The sequence below is a fragment of the Photorhabdus viridis genome, assembly GCF_040256935.1.
GTDB classification, from domain to species: domain Bacteria; phylum Pseudomonadota; class Gammaproteobacteria; order Enterobacterales; family Enterobacteriaceae; genus Photorhabdus; species Photorhabdus viridis.
On sequence record NZ_JBEJZY010000008.1, the window covers coordinates 53,976 to 73,753 of the forward strand.

The 19,778-nt window shown below is 46.3% G+C and carries 4 protein-coding genes and 2 pseudogenes; all 6 read right to left on the bottom strand.

Annotated elements, in window-relative coordinates; genetic code table 11:
- Positions 1–19 precede the first annotated feature (19 nt).
- Positions 20–763: a thioesterase II family protein gene (locus tag ABR397_RS04785; protein WP_149615948.1), complete on the bottom strand. Its 744-nt coding sequence runs from the start codon at positions 761–763 to the stop codon at positions 20–22.
- Complete coding sequence (locus tag ABR397_RS04790; protein ID WP_054477275.1) at positions 756–1,883, bottom strand: Gfo/Idh/MocA family oxidoreductase; 1,128 nt, start codon at positions 1,881–1,883, stop codon at positions 756–758. Before ABR397_RS04790 ends, ABR397_RS04785 begins: the two co-directional genes overlap by 8 nt.
- The gene (locus ABR397_RS04795; protein ID WP_350304702.1) at positions 1,880–2,953 is read right to left on the bottom strand and encodes an NAD-dependent epimerase/dehydratase family protein; all 1,074 of its coding nucleotides are present in this window, start codon (positions 2,951–2,953) and stop codon (positions 1,880–1,882) included. Before ABR397_RS04795 ends, ABR397_RS04790 begins: the two co-directional genes overlap by 4 nt.
- Positions 2,954–8,413, bottom strand: a complete 5,460-nt coding sequence (locus ABR397_RS04800; RefSeq protein ID WP_350304703.1) for an amino acid adenylation domain-containing protein — start codon at positions 8,411–8,413, stop codon at positions 2,954–2,956.
- Positions 8,410–17,763, bottom strand: a pseudogene (locus tag ABR397_RS04805) (amino acid adenylation domain-containing protein). The gene ABR397_RS04800 and the pseudogene ABR397_RS04805 overlap by 4 nt, the downstream one beginning before the upstream one ends.
- Positions 17,761–19,698: pseudogene (locus ABR397_RS25420) on the bottom strand (AMP-binding protein); the annotation flags it as partial. The pseudogenes ABR397_RS25420 and ABR397_RS04805, both read right to left, overlap by 3 nt.
- Positions 19,699–19,778: the final 80 nt, after the last annotated feature.

Genomic DNA, 19,778 nt, shown 5'->3' on the forward strand with positions numbered 1-19,778 from the left:
TATTGATTGCGCAATGATACTATGAAGCAGCAATATTACTATTGATATAGTCAAATAAAACTGAAGATTGATCATTGAGGTAAAAATGCCCGCCATCAAACACTTTCAGTTCAAATTTCCCTTTAGTTATCCACTGCCACTGCGCCATCTCTTCCGAAGAAACCTCCGTATCGCGTTCGCCGGCACAAGCAAATACCGGGCAATCAAGTTGTTGCTGACAACGGCGTTGATATGTTTCGATAGCCTGAAAATCCGCACGGAAAATGGGCATTAACAACGCCTTCAATTCAGGCATTGTCTGATAATCAATCGCAGAACCGCCCAGAGAAGTAATTTTATTCAACAATTGCTGTTCATCTCGACGGTGATAATCATTACCACTATTTTTGTGTGGCGGCAGACGGGCAGAAACAAATAATGCACAGATTTTTCTACCCTGTTGTTGCATACGCAATGCCACCTCAAATGCCAGCGCAGCACCCATGCTATGCCCAAAAAAATAAGTCGGACGTAAAGGCAAAATATTCAATGCCTCGACCAAGCTGTCTGCCAACTGATGAATACAAGTTTGTAACGGCTCGCTAATTCGCGAGCCATGTCCTGGTAATTGAACGGCATAAACCGCAGTATCCTTTGAGATCCCGTCACGCCAGGGGATAAAATATTCTGCTCTGCCCCCGGCATAATGAAAACAGATTAGTTGGCTACCGGTTCCCGGCTTTATCAGTCGCATTGCTCTATCAAGCGATACCTTATCAAACATAGTGAACATCCCCCTGTTGTTTCAGAAATTCACTGATCTCCGGTTGAGGTGGAACAGGATCAGGCACATGCAAACTTTCTGGGTTGCCAACCTTACTCATTAAGGTTTTCCAAACAGAAGCCATTGTCAGTAAATATTGCGCCATGCGGGGATCAGGCCGTTCCATCTGTATGGCAAATTGCCGCAAAGCATGACGAATAGCCTCAGGCCAATGCTGATTAGTGATCTGTTCCAGACTTGGGCAACAGTCATACAATGAAACAGCCGTTGGCGGTTTAAAGTAATGGGTAGCCTGTTGTGGTAATAGAGGCTCCCTTACCCCACTGGTTGTACGTTGGCGTGGTATATGGAAGCGTGAATTCCACAATACCGGACCATGTGTATTCACCAGCAGCAAATTACCACTGGGCAGACCGACACAAATGCGTTGCATAATGTGGAAATGGTTATCCGGATCACCGGGATCAAGCTGATTCTGCAAATTCAGGATTAACGGTATCCCCATAATAACCCCTTGAATAGTGGTATAAGGCGGATAACTAGCGGCCTGCGTCAGTAATTGTTTATCCCAGTGATGGGCGTCGCCAAAAGCAAAAGGAGTGAATTTTCCTAATGCACGCCCCAAAATATCCAGCAAACCGCAAATTACTTGAACGCCACAGGTGGCTTCAATAAATAAAGGTTGCTGATGCTGCATAGCCTGTTGCAAATAATCAGTAAATTGCCGTACTGCCGGAACATTCGGATAGTGCGTATTGACCGAGTAACAGCAATTATTCTGACGAGCCAGTTTCAAACATTCCGCCACATCACGCTGATAAACTGGATGCTCCTGTAAAACATGAATGCCTCTGCTCAACAATTGTTTTGTCAGTTCACTGCCCGCACCACCGACAATGGCAGAACGTACCACAACACAGGCAATATCAATATCATCCGGCAACTGGGAAACGTGTTCATACAAAGGTACCTGATATTCAGCCGCCAGCCGCTGCGAGCGCTCACTGCCACGGGCAATAATGCCCGCCAGTTCAAAACCGGGAAAATGGGTTTTAAACGCTGACAAATAAACCTGACCGAACAACGTACCACAGACGATAACACGTAATGGACGACTCATAGTTCCCCCTCAACATAATCTGTACTTTGACGCTGTTTCATTTCTATCTGCCAGTATTCAAAGGCCCCCATGTGCTCAAGCCCTGATAATAACTGCTCTGCATCAGCTAAATCAGATAGCCATTTCAACCCTGATTGTGGTGTTTTTAGCATCATATCCGCCGCCAATGCAGCAACGACTCCGGTAAAACGGTAACTATCAGTAAAACGTCCTTTGGCAATAAGCGTCACAGATTGCCCCACCAGTACGCCTTCTGCTTCCAGCAAAATATGTTGCTGTTGACCATAATGATGCGTTAGTTCTTCACTCTGGCTGATTAGCTGTTTAATTCCCTGCTCACCATTAAATTGATCTGTCAGCAATAGCTGACGATCCGCCAGTAAATTAAATGCAGCGAAATCAACCAGATTGAGTTGACGGGCAACTCTTTCCAACTCAAAACTGAGATATGGTAGGGCATCAAATGCCCTGTTAGCGGTTTCAGGCTGAACATTTTTTTCTATGGCTGCCCGTTGTAGCGTTCCTCCAGATAAGATATGACCTGCTTTACCATTCTGCTCATTCAGGCTATCAATAAAATCAATGGCGGAAGTCACCGTAAAAGGTTCTATTCCTCCAAGATATAACCGCATTTTACTCACTGATTTCAGCCGGTTTGCCGCTAAAAAAGGTAAAATCGAGGCAAATCCCGGCACATATCCCGCGCCCAAGACACAAGCTGATTTCTGTAATAAAGGCGCTAATTTCTCATCTGCGGCTAATTTCTGCCAAACAATAGGCTCTCCCGCAACATCCAGATAATGCGTTGCCGAAGCCAATGCTGCTCTGGCGATTCTGTCCTGAATTTGCGAAGCAGGACCTGCGGCATTAATGATCAAAGAAAATGGCTGACAAAGTTCAATCAGTGCTTTTTCATCAAATAAATCTATCTGATGATAATCAGCTAATTCAGCACAGGGACGACGCCCTGCACCCGACACCTGATAACCCAATTGATTTAATGCGGTAACGACAGAACGGCCTACTGCGCCCGTGGCGCCTATTACCAGAATTTTTCTATCCCAATTCATTTAGCTTACCTGCGCTTTGTTCTGCTCAAGATGGTTTACCAATGGCATCACATTATCCGATTTAATACAGTCAAAATGGTCGCCATTCAGTGAAAGATAATTGACGTTTCCAAGACAATATTGTTGCCAGAATTCTTTCATGTCCTGCTGGAGCGCAGGCAGCAAATAGGTATCACTATTTTGGCAGGCAAACGTCAGATCACCGGCAAAATAGTCTGGCTGATAACGACAAACACCCCGAATGCTGTGACGGAAAACAGAACACATCCGGATCAACTCTTTCTCAGCAATCTCATTTTTACGAATAGCGCTGACCAATTGCTGTAAACGCTGATCTTCCGGGATATCTACTACGGCCATATAAGCATCGGCAAAGGCATCCATTCCGCGGGCACGGGCATATTCAGCGACGGAATGACGATCAATTACCTCTGGCTTTTCCGCCAGCAAAGCTTCATAAACAGTTTCCAGTTGTTCCTGAGGCAACGGCCACGGACATTCCACTGACAATCCCCAGATAATCGCCATATCTATCATCAATGGGTCATCAATCAGGTAAGGGATCTGATAACTGCTGGCAATCGTTACGGAGGCAACCGGGGTCTGATTTTCCATTGCCTGACGCGCCATTTCAAAAGCCAATAACCCACCCATGCAGTAACCAAATAAATGGCAACGACCAGGCAAAGATTGAATATCACGCAGATAATGCCGTGCCAATTGAGAAATTAACTGCTCAGACGGAATTTGCAGGAAAGCTTCTGTATCTACCACACTCAGCGCATAAACCGGCCCGGAAAGTTTTTCGGTCAAAGGCAGGCAAGGCAGTACTGTACCACTGCCTTCATGCAGAATAACGACCGGATCACCATGACCTTCCTTCAACAACGTCAAACAAGCATGGTTATCTGATGCTCTCTTATCCTGCACTGACTGCGTACGCAAAAATGCCGCCAATGCACGAACAGTTGGCTGCTGTAGTACCTGACGCAAGCTACCTTCCCACGGAACGTTATTTTCCCCAAGTTCCTGACGAATCCGGCTCACCCACTGCGTTATTAATAATGAGTCACCACCGCTGGCGAAGAAATCATCATCAAGACCAATATTATTATGCCCAAGCAGTTCCCGGCACAACGTCAGTAAGGTCTGTTCCAGTTCGTCACTGCTGTTGCTTTCTGCTACTGGTTCATTCCCGCTATGCTCCGGTAAATCCGGCATACCTTTACGATCCACTTTGCCATTAGCTGTCACAGGCAGACGATCAAGTACGGTAAGGCGAGCAGGCACCATATAAGCAGGCAGTTGTTGTTTTAATGACGCCAACAATTCTGTGCTGCTACATGGTTTACGATTGAGGTTAAATTGCGCCAAAATAAAACTCTGCCCCAATTGATAAAGCGCGTCTTCTGCTGGCGGATAAGCCCATAACGTCTCCGCACCCACATCGTTCATGGCATTAAGCCAGTTTTTCTGCGGCATAAACGGCGAATCCAGCTCCAGCCGTTCATCGGCAAAATCACTCAGACCGTGCTTAAATTCCATAGAAGTCATCAACTGGTAATTATCCCGTGTCGCTTCAATCACCAGCAGCCATCCATCCGGCGCCAATAACTGACGCAGATGTTCTAATCCCTGACGAGCAATAACCGCATTGTGCAGAACATTAGAAGAGACAATCATGTCAAACTGACCACAATCCAACCCTTGTTCCACCGGTGTACGATTGAAATCAAACAACCGGTAACGAATAAAATCAAACTGCTGATAACGCAATTTGGCCTCATTCAGGAAGAATGGTGAAACATCGGTAAAGGTATATTCGACTTTCCAGCCTGCCAGTTTCGGGATCAGTACGTTACTGGTGCCGCCCACACCAGCCCCAATTTCCAAGACCCGCAGGCAACGCCCTTCCTCATGGTTAATCTGAGCTGCTTTTTGTTCAGCCGCAGCCAGCAACAAGCGATTCATCATTTTACTGATCAGATTGTTTTGATAAGTTTTGGTCGCCACATCCAACTTGCCATCAGGGAACAACAAATTCAGCGGATCTTCTTTGCCTTGCAACAATTCCGGCAGACACTGGCTACTGCGTTCCAGATAGGTAAGCAAGCCTTGGTCATCATCCAATGCTGACATCAAGTCATAACATTGTTGCCAACACTGCTTGATTTCATACTCTGAAACATCAGCATTGAGCTGGTAATACTCACCTTGCTGCTGAATTAGCTGATGCTGAACCAACGCTCTCAGCCACCGGCGTGTTAATTGCCGGTTTTCTGCCGCAATACTGCCGTTTTCCATCACAGAATCGAGGGTAGCGGGCTTTCCTGCCTGTAAAGCACCGACATCTACCAACGCACCTGCCATATGCAACAGGGCTACACGATCAAGGAACCAAACCAGCTTTTCTACCTTTTGCTTATCTATCGTTGCTTCAATATTGCTGGCAACTGAGCGTACTTTTTGTAATGCCATCTCATAGCGTTGATACAGCTTTTCTGCCCGTTCCAACGAATTTTCTGTCGCCGCTTCAACAAAAGCATGTAATTCCTGATTATGTTTATCCCCTTTTACGACAACCGCAGCCTGAGCCACACTATTATGTCGTTCCAACACGGCTTCTATCTCACCCGTTTCCACCCGATAACCACGAATTTTTACCTGATTATCACAGCGTCCAAGAAACTCAATAATGCCATTGATGGTATAACGCCCCCGGTCTCCCGTGCGATACCAGCGTTGTCCCTGGCTGTCAGTGATAAAGTGATGGCGAGTTTTTTCTTCATCCTGCCAATAGCCTTGGGCAACACCACGGCCACCAATCCAAAGTTCTCCCGCAACCCAGTCAGGACAAGGTTCCCCACGGAGATCCAAAATACGGAACTGCTGATTAGCCAATGGCGTGCCATAAGGAATGCTGTTGTGATAGGTTTTTGAAGGTTCTATCGGCCATATATTTGACCAAATAGCAGCTTCAGTCGCCCCACCCAGGCTGAACTGATAAGCATCTGGCGCATGCTGATAAATAGCGGTTGGCAAATTAAGCGGGATCCAGTCACCAGACATCATCACACAACGTAAGCTACCAATGGATTCCTTCCCACCTTCAGACAGATAGCGGGTCAGCATCGTCATTTGCGCTGGGACAGAGTTCCACAACGTCACCTGATGCTTATCAATTAGCCGCGCCCATTGTGCAGGGTTTTGTAAATCCTGTTCTTGCGGCAATATCAGCGCGCCACCTGCGCTAAGTACACCAAAAATATCGTAAACAGAAAGGTCAAAACTCAGCCTCGCCAGTGCCAGCATGCGGTCAGTCGATGTGACATTCATACGGCGATTGATATCGCTGATGGTATTCAGCGCCGCATCATGGCTTATCATCACGCCTTTCGGCTGCCCGGTACTCCCGGAGGTATAAATAATATAGGCCAGATTATGCGGGTCATTTTGCTTCACTGACACAACGGAAGTCGTTGCCAGCTCTGACAGATTCTCTGTGCTAGCAGCATTAAACCCCTGTTCCCGCAACTGTTGGGCTAAAACTTCATTATCTGTCAATACTGCACTAACCTGTGCATCAGTAAGAATTTGTAATATCCGTGGTAACGGTTGTGAAATATCAAGTGGCAGATAAACACCACCAGCGATTAGAATCGCCAGGGTTGTAATAACCTGCTCCGCACCTTTCTCCATCAATACCGCGCTATGTCCACCTTGAGGCAAAAAGGCAGCCAATTTTGTGGCGCGTGTTACCATCTGTTGGTAGGTCACCTGCCCACATGCATCAATCAGCGCCAATGCATCAGGCGTTTTACCGGCCTGTTCTAGGATACCCTGATGTAATAGCGCCGATTTAATCACTTCCTCAGTCGCATTAACCTGTTGCCGTATTTTTTGCTGGTACTCAGGCAGATTAATGACGAGTACCTGATCCCACACATCAACATGTTCCAGTACCTGATGTATCGCGCCAGTAAAGCAATTGAACATATCGCGGATGAGGTCTAGCGGGAATACTCCCTCCATGATATCCCAGTTGACCAATAACCCTCCGTTACGGGCCATCACCTGGCAATCAATCCATACCTGTGGGGTCTGGCTGATACCATAGCCAATCTCAATATCCATCGGTAATTGGCTGATAATATCCTGCGCCTGCTCTTTACCCTCGCCAACTAATGCACTGGTAAATACTATCGGCATTCTCGCAGCTTCTGCTCCCCTCTGTCGTGCCAGCTCACGCATCACCTCAATACCGCTGAATGCGTTATGCTCCAAATCCTGCCACAGTTGCGCCTGTAGATTTTTCACCCGTTCCAGTAAGGAGAGTGGCTGGCTGATATCCGCCTGTAATAGGCTAACGCTGGTAAAATCCCCAACCATCCGGTGAATATCTTCATGAAGATCACGGCGGTTCATTACTGTCAGATTGAGGCAAAAAGATTTCGTTTCTGACCAGCGAACAAGTGTTTCACTAAATAGCGCCAAAAGCAGTGCAGAAGGAGAGACGCCCTGCAAACGACAATGTTGTTGCAATTGCTCCCACTGCTTAATCGTGAGTTGCAAATCGTAACGACTGAAACGAGGAACAACGCCACTTTGTACTGGAAGGTGAGGTAATTGTGGGCTGGCCGGCAACTCAGGCAGACGTTTCAACCAATATTCACGCGCGCTGGCATAACTGCGCTGATGGTGGCGGCGCCGCTCAAACTCCATCACATCACGGAAACTGGCCTGCAATGGAGCAAGTTCTGTCTGAGGCTCTTGATAACCTTTTAACAGTTCTGCCAGCAAAATTTGTACACTGAGAAAATCCGCAATCAGCAAATCAATACTGAAATGAAGGCAGGATTTCCCTGCCGCTTGGCTGACTTTCAGATCAAATAGAGGCCAACAATCTGTCTGATAAACCCGGTGAGACAGGGTTTGTCGAAGTTCTTCCTGCGAAGAGGAATCGCAATCAATAGTAAAACGATCCACTTCCGGCAAAATCTGTTGCTGCCCCTGAACAGTGAATACTGCCCGCAACATATCGTGGCGTTGGATCAGTTGATTCCATACCTGTTCAAGGCGTTTAACGTCCCAATGTTCAGTCAGAATCTCAAAATAGCCGTGACAACCAACACCACCATAATCGAACATTGCATGACGCCCGACAAAATAGGCTGACTGCACATCACTTAGAGCAAAAGGCAAATGCTTCTGTGCCGGGTTTATCACAAAACTCTGTGGTTCCTGCCACTCCTGTATTAACGCAACAATTTGTGGTTTCAAATTCTTCAACTGAGCAATAACATGAGGATTCATCACTCCCTCAGGCGCGCGAAACTTCAACGCATCACCTTCCAGCCAGAATTTAGCCTGTTGTTGTTCAAGTTGCAGTAAAAGCTGAACAGCTTGTTGTGGCGCTGATAGCTGTACTGTTTTTTTCTGTATCGTTTCCTGGCTATTCATAGAGAACCTTCCTCAAAAATCATTTCCGCTTCTTCTGCGGGTGCGGATTGTAGTTGTTGCGCCATACGTGCAATAGTTTGCAGGTTAAAAACCTGCCAGAGTGGCAAATCAATGTTATGACACCGCCTCAGTTCAGAAGTGAAACGGGTTGCAATAAAGGAGTCGCCACCAAGGGCAAAGAAATTGTCATGAACGCTGAGTTGCGTCAGATTAAGTAATGGCAACAGCACATCTGCCAGCTGTTTTTCCAATGGGCTTTCCGGCAATGTATCCATAGCTTGATTGACAACATGCCGTAGTTGTTGCTCAATCATTTTGCGATCTAGCTTGCCATTGTCTGTCAATGGCCAGCAAGACAACCAACCAAACTCGACCGGAACCGCATATTCTGGTAATTGTGCTGACAGTTGCTGCCGCAACAGCGACCAATCCGGCTCTTGTGATGCTAAAACGCAAGCTGAGAGGGATGGACGTTCGCCACGTCGATTAACAAATACCAACGCATCTTCAATACCATCACAACCTTTCAGAGCCTGTACGATCTCACCCAGCTCAATACGGTAACCGGAAATTTTAACCTGCTGATCACGCCGTCCCAAGAATTCCAGTACGCCTGTTGGGTGATAACGCCCCATATCACCAGTACGATACCAACGCTCCCCTTGCCAGAAAATAAACTGATTGGCAGTGCGCTCATCATCACCGAAGTAACCTAGCGCCACACCATGACCACCAATCCACAGTTCACCGGCAACCCAATCAGGACAATCCTCCGTTAGTTCATTGACTACACGGAAACGCTGATTCGGTAACGGTAATCCATAAGGAATAGAATTCCATTCAGGATCAAGCTCATCCACTAACCAGTAATTCGACCAAATGGCCGCTTCGGTCGCGCCCCCCATAGAAACCAGTTGTACCTGTGGTATCCAGCGTTTCAAACGCTCAGGCAATGCAAGGTTAATCCAGTCACCAGAGAGCATGACCAGACGCAAACTAGTAAGCGCATCGGCCTGTTCACCGTTTTCACTCAGTAACAGCGCCATTTCCAGTAAGGCTGGCACACTGTTCCATAACGTTATCTGGTGCTGTTTTATCAGAGTCAACCAATGTGCAGCGTCCTTGGAATAGGTTTCAGGTACCGTGACCAAAGTCCCTCCCGCTGACAACACACCAAAGATATCCCACACAGAAAGGTCGAAATGCAGTGCAGACAGCGCCAGAACTTTGTCCTGTTTACCAACACAATGCTGCCGATTGATCGCTTCAATAGTATTGACCGCAGCACCGTGACTGATCGCTACGCCTTTAGGTACGCCAGTGCTGCCAGAAGTGAAAATAATGTAAGCCAGATCTTGAGCTTGTGAATGCCAGAGTTGAATCACCGTTGTTGTCAGCGGTGACTGGTTAATATCAACAATTGCGACAGATTCCGTCCATTGCAAGTGGCTATCCGCCACAACACAAATCAACCCCGCCTGCTGAGCAACCTGTTCCCGGCGCAGTACCGGCCACTCGACAGAGATTGGAACATAAGCCGCGCCCAACCACTGAACAGCCAGTACTGCGACGATTTGTTGATAACCCCTCGGCAACGCAATACCAATACAATCACCCGCACAAATGCCTTGTTCAACCAAAACCTGGGCTAATCGTTGCACATGTTGCTCTAACTGCTGATAACTGACCTGCTGCTCACCATCAATAATCGCTGTTCGATCCGCAAACTGTGTCATCGCCTGCCCAACACGCTGATGCATTGGTGCAAAACTCAATTCCTGATGCGTATCATTAACCCGTTGACGACATTGCTGCTGTTGTATCGGCAGCGCTACATTCACCTGAGTACGCCAGTCCGGGGTCACACTTAACTGCGTCAGCAAATCACAATATGCGCTGAACATCGTATCAATCATACCTTGCGGGAACAGACCATCAACCACATCCCAGTTGAAACGTAATTCTCCATCCTGTTCATATACCTGATGATCGATCCAAACCTGAGGAGTCTGAGAAATTCCCCAGATAGCCGGCGGGAAAGGTTGTGCACTCTCTTGATAAGGCATGACTTCTGCCCCTAACGCACTGGTAAACACGACGGGCATAGCCAAATCGGTAACTTGCCGTTGTTTATTCAATTCACGGATAACCCATACAGCCGAAACATCAGTATGAGCCAGATCTTGCCAAAGCTGTTGCTGTAATCGCTGTGCTCTGTTAAGCCAGTTTTCATCGGTTAAATGATGACATTCCAGTAACAGAAGTGAAGTGAAATCCCCCAGAATATGGTTGATATCAGGATGTAATGGCTGACGATCAAACAACGTCACATTGATACTCAATGACGCCGATTCAGACCATTTCGCCAACACTTGTGCATAACAAGTCAGCAATAAACAAGAAGGCGTCACTTGATAATGCCGGGCTTTTTCTGTCAGCGTTTGCCACTGCTGCCGAGGCAAAACAGATTGCCAACGTTTAAACCGAGGCGTACCCAATGACTGCGGATCACAAATCAGTGGCAGCTTTGGCGCTTCAGGTAATTCTGCCAGCCGGGCCTGCCAGTAATTTGCCGATTTACGGCTCTTCTCTTCATCAGAAATCACCGTGGTGAGATAATCTCGGAAACCAATCCCAACGGATGGCAATACTCCTTCCGGTTGCTGATAAAGCTGCTCAAGTTCGGTGAAGAAAATACGCATACTCAAACCGTCAAGGATCAAATTATCCAACCCGATATACAGGCGGTTACGCCCATTATCTGACTGAATCAGCGTCACATGGAACAGCGGCCATTGTGTCGGATCAAGTACCCGATGAGATAAGCGTTCCCGCAATTTACTGGTTTCTTCTGACCATTGCTGATCTGAACAGTGGATCACGTCTAGCGCAGGTTTTGGCTGCTGTGGCAACACCTGTTGCATTCCTTGCTCGTCAAATACAATTCTCAATGCATCATGGCGAGCAATCAAGGCAGATAAAGCCTGTTCTAACCGCATTGCATCAAAAGGCTGGCCTTCGTATTCGTTATAATAATGAGTGGCAACCCCACCGAGACGGAAACCAGCCTGACGCCCCATCAGATAAGCACGTTGTACATCTGTAGGCGGGAATGGCTGATAACGCTCACTTTCCTGATGTTGCAGCTGCATCACTTTTGTTTTTGACAGTTCAGCAAAAGTCATCAAACGAGCAAAGTCACGCAATACCGGGGAGGAGAACACCTGAGCCAGTGTGACATCTACAGCCCCTGCTGATTCCAACGCCACAACAATACGGGTGGCATGTAAACTATCACCACCAAGCAGGAAGAAATTGCTGTCAGCCATTGGTTCTGTTCCCAATACCTGTTGCCAGATTTTAGCCACCAGATATTCGGCTTTTCCTGACAATTCGACACCTTGGGCAGATTGCAGAATTTCCTGTTCTGCCCCGTCTACAGCTAATTGCTCAAGTGCTTTGCGATCTATTTTTCCATTAGCGCTCAATGGTAATTTATCTAAAACATGCAAATACTGCGGCAACATATAAGCTGGAAGATAATTTGTCAGATGCTGTGTCAGTTCGTGGCGATTAACCGTAACGTTGCCACGACAGTTTTTGCACATCAACAGTACAGAGTTTTCACCCATTACCGTGACAGACTGCACGGGTAAATCACTTTGCAACAACTGCTGCTGCCAACGTTTCTTATCCAGTAGTGGATCTTGCTGACCTTGTCGCAGATCAGTAAAACCGTTTTCATCTTGCAGCAGTAACACCGTTAATTGTGCCAGCGGGCTGAGATATTGGCTTTCAAACACCAATACGCCACTGCCAGAAGATGCCAATACTTGCAGATCAGAGATTCCCCGACAGATATCGGCATAACGATGCAATGCGTTATTACTGATGACCAAATCGGCACTATAATCTGCCGTTTCCCGCACTGTGCAAACCTGACTCTGATGCGGATAACCTGACAGACGATATTTCGCCAGTTCACGCAGTGAACCGGCCTGTTCAACCAAGCAATATTCAATCTCCAAATCTGATAATAGACTGAGTAACTTGCCTGCAAACAGACCACTGCGGCCATTCAGCTCTGCGACTCTGACAGGCCGCTGCAATATCGTGGATAACCGACGGATTTGATCCGCAATAAGGGTAATGACCACTTCGGTTTCCGGTGAACCAACAACCAGAACCTCCGGCGACAATACAGGATCGTCGATAAGCATCAGTGGGTTCTGTTTCCCCTGAATGACTTGAACAATCCAGTCACAATACCCATTAAGCGCCTGATAAATTCTGTCCATTCGTGATGCCAGAACCGGTTTGTTATCTGGTTGCCAACCATGATTCAACTGCCAGCCTGTTTCACTTTCAGATAACCATCCCTGATGCGTCAACCACGCCAGCCACTGAATAAATAGTGGTTGATAACGAGGTATCACCCCTGCCTGTTGGTAAAGTATTTCTGCACTTTGCGGCTGAGTGAATGTCAGTTGCAAAGAATCAAGCAATATCTTTTGCAACAGTGACAAAGCGATATTCTGTTCATCATCCTGACTGTTTTCTACCTGAATAAATGATGGCATTTCAGGCAATATATCATCAGCGAATGTTGAAGAATCACCCGTTATAACCTGGCCTTCAACGAATAATCTCAGATGTTTCTGTGGTTCAGATAAACACAATGCAACAGCTTTACTGATTGCTGGGTGACGTAAAGCCACCGTTTCAATTTCACCCAGTTCAATCCTGTAACCATTCAGTTTAATCTGGCTATCTTTACGGCCAAGAAACTCAAGGCATCCTCCCTGCCAAAAGCGGCCATAATCTCCGGTCCGGTAATAACGCTGCCCTTGATGCAGAACAAACTGAGCATCTGTTTTTTCCCGATCGCCGTAATAGCCCAGCGCTACACCTTTTCCGCCAATCCACAACTCTCCGGCGACCCAATCAGGGCAATCCCGTTGTTGTGAATCCATGACTCGGTAATGCTGATTAGAGAGCGGATAACCGTAAGGAATTGAGCGCCATTCCGACGGGATAACATCGACATCAATCGCGTTAGACCAGATTGCCGCTTCCGTCGCTCCCCCCATTGCCGTTAATTGAGCCTGACTGCCGACTTCACGCAAACGGGGAAGCAGATCCAGACCAACCCAATCACCGGATAACAACACCTGTTGCAATGAATCCGGCAAGCCACGAGGATCATTTTCAGCAGCCACCAGCAACATATCAAACAGTGCTGGGACACTGTTCCAGACTGTCGCCTGTTCCTGATGCAGCTGTTCCAACCACTGTTTTGCTTCCCGCTCATGGCCTATCTCAGGCATCACCAAGGCTCCCCCTGACGCGAGAGGGCCAAAAATGTCATACACCGACAAATCAAAATTCAGTGCCGACAGGGCATATACCCGTGTTTTTTCCTGCTGACCATAACGGCGATTAATATCATCAATTGTATTAGCGGCAGCCTGATGAGATACCACAACACCTTTAGGTGTACCGGTAGAGCCAGAAGTAAAGATGATATAAGCAGAAAGTTCCGGTTCCCCATAAATCACCTGTGATAGTGGCAGTCGTGAGTCACCTGTCTGCTCAATATTCAGAACCGCATCAAACCAACCACTAACAAGCTCCTGATATTCGTTATTTGTAATAATCAACGAAATATCCGCCTGACTGATGATGGTCTGTAAACGGGCTGATTGCTGCGCGACATCCAGCGGAACATATACCGCCCCAACACTCAAGCAAGCCAAAACAGCCACAACTTGCTCTGTACCTTTTGGCAACAGTAATGCCAGGTTATCTCCGGCTTTTACTTTTTGCTCTTTCAGCCTGTAAGCCAGTTCCAGTACATCCTGTTCAAGTTTGCCATAACTGAGTCGTTGATGAGGCGTGATAACTGCTGGTGAATCTGCCCACAATGCAGCAATCTCATAAAAACGACGATGCAGCAAACGTGGCGTAAACAGCATGCCATCACAATCTTTAGGCTCTGTACGCTGTTCAATAATTTCCGGCGTGACATAATGCGAAACTGGCTTTAAAAGGAGTTGAGAATTATCTGTAATTGCGCTGATCAGATGAGTCATAAAACTAAACATTTGATCAAGCATGCCTTGAGGGAATAACCCATCGACACAATCCCAGCTGACTAATAATTCGCCTTGATGTTCCATCACCTGGCAGTCAATCCAGACTTGCGGCGTCTGGGATACCAGATAATTCAGTTCTCCCAGCTCATTACCGTTAAGCAGATCACGGCCAAGATTACTGGTGAATACCACCGGCATGGGAACTTGATGCCCGTACATCTGCGACCAGTCCCGCATAACCTGAATCGCGCTGTAATCCACATGATCCAGATCTGACATAAACTGGCGATTGAGAGCCCGGCAATTTTCTAAGATGCTGTTCCCCGCTTGTGTATGACAAGCCAGCAACAATAATGTTGTGAAATCTGCGACTAAATCAGGTAGTTGAAGATGTTCTCCGCGACGGTTGAAAATAGTCAGATTCAGTGTGAAATCCGGCGATTCAGCCCAGCCACGCAATGTCTCAGCAAAGCAATTCGCCAGCAGCATTGACGGGGTTATACCATTGCTGCGGGCAATTTCCTTTAATGATAACCAACGCTGTTGTTCCAGACTCCACTGACGATGATGGAAATCAGGCTTATCAATATGTTCCGGTTTAACTGCCAGCGGTAACTGAGGCGCAAAAGGCAATTGCTCAGCCAATCTGTTTTGCCAGTATTGACGACTGTCGATTAACTGATTATCAGCGGCCTGTTCACACAGATATTGCGGGAAGCTGTAATTTAATTGAGGAAGAAGCACACCCGGCATCAAAATAAGCTGACTGAGCTCTCTCAACAAAATCTGAAGGCTCATAGCATCCGCCATTACCATATCGATATTAATATGTAAGCGACTGCTATTTACGGTATGGCTTACTACCACGCCAAATCCACTTTCAATTGTCAGATCTGCAACTTTAGTTTCCAGACGTTTCCTAAGTGTGAATCTTTTCTCTTCCAATAAACTCGGTGAAAGTTGTTGCCAATCATAAGATTCAATGGATACCGGCTGGTAAACCGTAATCTCCCCTTTACCATCACCGGTAATACGCATCCGCAACATATCATGGCGCTGATGTAATTGATTCACTGCCCATTCAATATCGCTGTTCTTCAGTAACGGACAATCCAGTTCCATATAGACTTGACAAGCGATTCCGCCCAGCGTCTGTTCTTTTTGCCGCCCCGTCCAGTAGGCTTGCTGAACCGAAGTGAGTTCAAAAGGCTCGCCATTCCATTTTATAACCGGCTGTTCTGACTCTTTTGAGACATTTTCAGATTGAGCGGCAGAAAACCAACACTGTTGCCATGCGGCTAATGTTGGCTGCTCGAATAAAGAAGATAATGACAGAATGACATGCTGTTTTTTACACTCATCCACCAGATCCAACATCTGCAATGAATCAATGCCCAAATTAAGCAAGTTATCATCCATTGCTAATGCGTTAGGCTCAGTTCCCAGCACGTCCGCTATCCAATTGATAACGAAATCAAAGCCTGTATGACCTGAACAAGACTCGGATTGCTCCTGTGTTTCCTGTACAACTAAACGAAGTTCTTCCGGCCAGTAACTGTCACGATTAAATGGATAGAGAGGAAGTTGTGCTAGTGTAAATCGGCTAACCGGCATGTTTCCAGCATACTTAACCCAGTTATAGGATTGCCCTTGTAACCAATCACAAGGATCACTCCCCTTCTCTAACATTTTTACACGATCAACTTGAATTGGCTCAACATGGCGTAAATGCGCGATCAGAGTGGCTAAATTCTGATAGCCGATTAGCGCCCGCCAACCAAAATGATGATGACGTTTATTCAACCAACCGTTGAGCAGTTCACCGGCTTGTTCCTGATGATTTTCCAGCAAATCCGCCAGTTGATTAGCCATCTGCTGCAATGCTGATGCACTACAAGCTGAAAGCGGCAATAAACCATTTTCAACAAATGGCGCTGGGATAGTGGTGTCAGATAAATTTGCTTTACTCAGCACTAAACCCGCCATTGTGCCGGTAAAACTGAATGAACTGATCGCAACTCGTTCTATTCGGTGGGATTCAGTCTGTTTACTGTAGCGATAACGTGGCATTAACGCTGACAATTTAGCACTGAACGAGGCCAAAGTTGGATGACCAAACCGTTGTTGCTGTTGTATCTGCGCCACAGCCCGAACCACAGAGGCCACACCTGCGGCAGCTTCCAAATGACCGATCTGTGCTTTACAGGCGGCCAACGGCAACGGCTGGTGTCGTTTACCATAAACACTGTCAATCGCTTGTAACTCAATCGGATCACCTAAAGCGGTACCCGTGCCATGCATCTCCAGCAAATCAATATCATCAGGCGCAATATCAGCCTGTTCCAACAATCGCTTAAGCATTGCTGACTGGGCTTGTGGATTCGGAGCAGTCAAGCTGCTACTTTCACCATCCTGAGCGACACAACTGGATTCAATCACGGCCAACACCGGATCACCATCATCCAAAGCCTGTTGATAAGGTTTGAGTAATAGTAATGCCGCACCTTCACCTCTGACATAGCCATCCGCGTCTTCACTCAGCGTAGCGCATCGGCCATTAGGCGATAACATGCCGGCGTTTATCAATGTCTGTTCAATCTGCGGTGACAGTAAAATGTTAACGCCACCGGCAACAGCAGCGTGGCATTGCCCTTGCTGTAAACTGCGAATCGCCGTATCCAATGCCACTAGAGAAGAAGAGCAAGCCGTATCAATAGTGAGTGCAGGACCGGTTGTTCCATAGAACTTCGCTAATCGGCCAGAACTTGCACTCGTATTAATCCCAGTAGCCAAATAACTTTTGGCATATTCAGGATTATTCAGTTGCAGTAATTGCTGACCAAACTCACTGCCGCTCTAACCGATAAAGAAACCCGTATCAGATTGTTTCAGTTGCTCCGGCAACCATCCGGCCTGTTCGAACAGATGCCAGCTTAATTCAAGCAATAGCCTCTGCTGAGGATCAAGTAATAGTGCTTCCCGGCCTGAAATGTTGAAGAAACGGGCGTCAAATTGGTCAATATGTTCCAGAGCGCCAATAGGAAGCGCAAACTGACGAAGTTCTGAATTGTTGTCTTTAACGGCTAACTCTGCTTTTGCCAACCATTGCCCATATTGTTGCCATTTGTTACTTGTTTGCCCCGGTAAGCGACAACTTATCGCAATAATTGCAATCTGTTTATTTCCGGTTGATTCAGATTTTGTGGCAGATACCGTGATTTTTTCATCTGATAATTTATCAATATATTTAGCCAACTGAGTAATAGTTGGGTAAGCAAATAAATCCGCCGGGGTTAGATTACAACGCCAGATTTTATTTATCTGCTGGCAATAGCGGACTGCTAACAGGCTGGTTAATCCCAATTCAGCAAAACCACAGGCAGGATTTGGGTTATCTAAATGAAGCAAACTGCAAAGAAGCTGATAAAGCCAACCGGGCAAGGAAGAAGCTTCTTTTTTGTCAATATCAGACTGCAAAGCAAAGAGCACTTTTAGTTGGCTATTCTCAAAATCAGCCAACATTTGTTTACGTCGGATTTTTCCACTGGAAGTTTTTTTCAACACACCATGAGGCAATAACACCACATTCTCTAGAGAAAGCTGAAAATCCGATGCGACTCTGGCAGCAATCTGCCGGGCAATGGCCTGTAATTTAGTCGCTTCAAGGTGGCGATAAACTTCGGCAAAGACAAACAACTCACCGCTTTCTACCCGTTGGCAAGCACAAGCTCCACCAATTTTTACGTCTTCACATCCCATCTCGATACTGGCTTCAATATCATTTGGCATGTAATTTTCGCCAGCGACAATAATAAGATCTTTATGTCGGCCACAGATATAAAGCTCTCCTTGCCAGATAAAGGCTAAATCGCCTGTCCGCAAATAATAGCTTTTATCTATAGACTGATTAAGACAAGCCATAAAAGTCTGCCGGCTAAGTTCGGGTTTCTGCCAATAACCAGGCGCTTTGGAATCACCATCAACCCAAATTTCACCAACCCGCCCTTCCGGTAATATTTCACCGGTTTCAGGATCAACAATCCGTAATTTCCATCCACTGACAACCTGCCCTGAACTCACCAGTTCACGACCATTTTCCGCAGGAACAGCGTAACCGGAAGCAAGTCTATCCGCATCAAAACACTGGCTAATGAATGGCATCCCGGCGGGTTTGTGGCTGATGACAAGTGTTGCTTCCGCCATACCATAGGCGGGCACAAAGCTCAAAGGGTTAAAACCTGACACAGAAAAGTGACGGGCAAACTGCGGCATAGTTTCAACCCGGATAGGTTCTGCGGCATTCAATACCATTTTAAGCGAAGAGAGATCGAATTCTGCTGCCTGCTCTTGAGTGATACTATCAACGCACAGTTGCCAAGCGAAATCTGGTGCGGCTGTGGAATTTGCAGAATAATCAGTAATCAGTTTTAACCAGCGGGCAGGATCAGCCGTAAAATGGCTGGGAGAAATAAAGTTGCAACAACCGCCAGATAATAGTGGCGTCAATAATCCGCAAAACATGCCCATATCATGATAAAACGGTATCCAATTGGCCGTAATAATTCGTGGCTGGCAATCGCGATGTAATTCAAGCAATATCTCATGTTGGGCCTGCATATTTGCATCAAAATTGCAGACAGCTTTCGGCTTACCGGTAGAACCAGAAGAATATTGAAGAAATACCGGACCATCATTCGAACACATTAGCTCTTTATATTCATTAGCTGATGGTATTTCTGATATATCATTCTCCGTAAGAATATCATCAAGCACAATAACCTGACGACCTACATGCCATTGCCGCTTCTCAATTTCATCAACCGAGCTTTTTAAAGTAATAATATATTCTGGCTGACAATCTTCAAAGATATGATCAATTGTATCCGCTACTCGTCCAAGACGATGACTGGCCGGTAAGTTAACGGGGACAGCGGTAATACCACGGATAATACAAGCTATGAATCCCAAAATAAACTGAGTATTACCCGGTATCAGAATAATCGCTTTAGCATTTTCGCGGTAACTTATATGGCGGGCAATATAGCTACTGAGACAGATAATATCTTTATAGTTAAATTCTTGTGTATTATCCTTAAGGCAATATCTTAAAACCGTTTCGTTAGGCTGTTTATTTGCATATAAATAAAGAGTATCTCTTACCCACCCTGATAAATTATTATTATCATTCATACCTTAATTCCTTATAATTATTCCTATCATTTACAATGGTAGTAATAGCAGGCAGTAAAAATTTATAAATAATGCATAGC

Bases quoted from the DNA above. Each gene is read 5' to 3' on its own strand.
- ABR397_RS04785 (WP_149615948.1), bottom strand. From the start codon at position 763: ATGTTTGATAAGGTATCGCTTGATAGAGCAATGCGACTGATAAAGCCG.
- ABR397_RS04790 (WP_054477275.1), bottom strand. From the start codon at position 1,883: ATGAGTCGTCCATTACGTGTTATCGTCTGTGGTACGTTGTTCGGTCAG.
- ABR397_RS04795 (WP_350304702.1), bottom strand. From the start codon at position 2,953: ATGAATTGGGATAGAAAAATTCTGGTAATAGGCGCCACGGGCGCAGTA.
- ABR397_RS04800 (WP_350304703.1), bottom strand. From the start codon at position 8,413: ATGAATAGCCAGGAAACGATACAGAAAAAAACAGTACAGCTATCAGCG.